The sequence below is a fragment of the Klebsiella sp. 141251 genome (genome assembly GCF_050600725.1).
GTDB lineage: Bacteria > Pseudomonadota > Gammaproteobacteria > Enterobacterales > Enterobacteriaceae > Klebsiella > Klebsiella aerogenes.
This window is the reverse complement of sequence record NZ_JAQIRG010000022.1, coordinates 1-2951: the sequence shown is the minus strand read 5'-3', so window position 1 is coordinate 2951 and position 2951 is coordinate 1. Positions and strand designations below refer to the sequence as shown.

The 2951-nt window shown below is 52.8% G+C and carries 1 rRNA gene; it reads right to left on the bottom strand.

The annotated features are described in order from the left end of the window. Positions 1 to 23: 23 nt before the first annotated feature. A 23S ribosomal RNA gene (locus tag PGR09_RS24465) occupies positions 24 to 2929 on the bottom strand. Positions 2930 to 2951: the final 22 nt, after the last annotated feature.

The window sequence follows — 2951 nt, the reverse complement described above, 5'->3', positions numbered from 1 at the left end:
CGCCAAAACAGCTTCGGCGTTGTAAGGTTAAGCCTCACGGTTCATTAGTATCGGTTAGCTCAACGTATCGCTACGCTTACACACCCGACCTATCAACGTCATCGTCTTTAACGTTCCTTCAGGAGACTTAAAGTCTCAGGGAGAACTCATCTCGGGGCAAGTTTCGTGCTTAGATGCTTTCAGCACTTATCTCTTCCGCATTTAGCTACCGGGCAATGCCATTGGCATGACAACCCGAACACCAGTGATGCGTCCACTCCGGTCCTCTCGTACTAGGAGCAGCCCCCCTCAATTCTCCAGCGCCCACGGCAGATAGGGACCGAACTGTCTCACGACGTTCTAAACCCAGCTCGCGTACCACTTTAAATGGCGAACAGCCATACCCTTGGGACCTACTTCAGCCCCAGGATGTGATGAGCCGACATCGAGGTGCCAAACACCGCCGTCGATATGAACTCTTGGGCGGTATCAGCCTGTTATCCCCGGAGTACCTTTTATCCGTTGAGCGATGGCCCTTCCATTCAGAACCACCGGATCACTATGACCTGCTTTCGCACCTGCTCGCGCCGTCACGCTCGCAGTCAAGCTAGCTTATGCCATTGCACTAACCTCCTGATGTCCGACCAGGATTAGCTAACCTTCGTGCTCCTCCGTTACTCTTTGGGAGGAGACCGCCCCAGTCAAACTACCCACCAGACACTGTCCGCAACCCCGATTAGGGGCCAACGTTAGAACATCAAACATTAAAGGGTGGTATTTCAAGGTTGGCTCCACGCAGACTGGCGTCCACGCTTCAAAGCCTCCCACCTATCCTACACATCAAGGCTCAATGTTCAGTGTCAAGCTATAGTAAAGGTTCACGGGGTCTTTCCGTCTTGCCGCGGGTACACTGCATCTTCACAGCGAGTTCAATTTCACTGAGTCTCGGGTGGAGACAGCCTGGCCATCATTACGCCATTCGTGCAGGTCGGAACTTACCCGACAAGGAATTTCGCTACCTTAGGACCGTTATAGTTACGGCCGCCGTTTACCGGGGCTTCGATCAAGAGCTTCTCCTTACGGATAACCCCATCAATTAACCTTCCGGCACCGGGCAGGCGTCACACCGTATACGTCCACTTTCGTGTTTGCACAGTGCTGTGTTTTTAATAAACAGTTGCAGCCAGCTGGTATCTTCGACTGATTTCAGCTCCACCCGCAGGGGCTTCACCTACATATCAGCGTGCCTTCTCCCGAAGTTACGGCACCATTTTGCCTAGTTCCTTCACCCGAGTTCTCTCAAGCGCCTTGGTATTCTCTACCTGACCACCTGTGTCGGTTTGGGGTACGATTTGATGTTACCTGATGCTTAGAGGCTTTTCCTGGAAGCAGGGCATTTGTTACTTCAGCACCGTAGTGCCTCGTCATCACACCTCAGCGTTAAAAGGTACCGGATTTACCTGGAACCTCCGCCTACATGCTTAAACCGGGACAACCGTCGCCCGGCTAACATAGCCTTCTCCGTCCCCCCTTCGCAGTAACACCAAGTACAGGAATATTAACCTGTTTCCCATCGACTACGCCTTTCGGCCTCGCCTTAGGGGTCGACTCACCCTGCCCCGATTAACGTTGGACAGGAACCCTTGGTCTTCCGGCGTGCGGGCTTTTCACCCGCATTATCGTTACTTATGTCAGCATTCGCACTTCTGATACCTCCAGCAACCCTCACAGGCCACCTTCGCAGGCTTACAGAACGCTCCCCTACCCAACAACACATAGTGTCGCTGCCGCAGCTTCGGTGCACAGTTTAGCCCCGTTACATCTTCCGCGCAGGCCGACTCGACCAGTGAGCTATTACGCTTTCTTTAAATGATGGCTGCTTCTAAGCCAACATCCTGGCTGTCTGTGCCTTCCCACATCGTTTCCCACTTAACTGTGACTTTGGGACCTTAGCTGGCGGTCTGGGTTGTTTCCCTCTTCACGACGGACGTTAGCACCCGCCGTGTGTCTCCCGTGATAACATTCTTCGGTATTCGTAGTTTGCATCGGGTTGGTAAGTCGGGATGACCCCCTAGCCGAAACAGTGCTCTACCCCCGAAGATGAATTCACGAGGCGCTACCTAAATAGCTTTCGGGGAGAACCAGCTATCTCCCGGTTTGATTGGCCTTTCACCCCCAGCCACAAGTCATCCGCTAATTTTTCAACATTAGTCGGTTCGGTCCTCCAGTTAGTGTTACCCAACCTTCAACCTGCCCATGGCTAGATCACCGGGTTTCGGGTCTATACCCTGCAACTTAACGCCCAGTTAAGACTCGGTTTCCCTGCGGCTCCCCTATACGGTTAACCTTGCTACAGAATATAAGTCGCTGACCCATTATACAAAAGGTACGCAGTCACACCCTAAAGGGTGCTCCCACTGCTTGTACGTACACGGTTTCAGGTTCTTTTTCACTCCCCTCGCCGGGGTTCTTTTCGCCTTTCCCTCACGGTACTGGTTCACTATCGGTCAGTCAGGAGTATTTAGCCTTGGAGGATGGTCCCCCCATATTCAGACAGGATACCACGTGTCCCGCCCTACTCTTCGAGTTCACAACCTGTGCATTTTGGTGTACGGGACTATCACCCTGTACCGTCGGACTTTCCAGACCGTTCCACTAACACACAAGCTGATTCAGACTCTGGGCTGCTCCCCGTTCGCTCGCCGCTACTGGGGGAATCTCGGTTGATTTCTTTTCCTCGGGGTACTTAGATGTTTCAGTTCCCCCGGTTCGCCTCGTTAACCTATGTATTCAGTTAACGATAGTGTGACGAATCACACTGGGTTTCCCCATTCGGACATCGCCGGCTGTAACGGTTCATATCACCTTACCGACGCTTTTCGCAGATTAGCACGTCCTTCATCGCCTCTGACTGCCAGGGCATCCACCGTGTACGCTTAGTCGCTTAACCTCACAACCCGAAGATGTTTCGT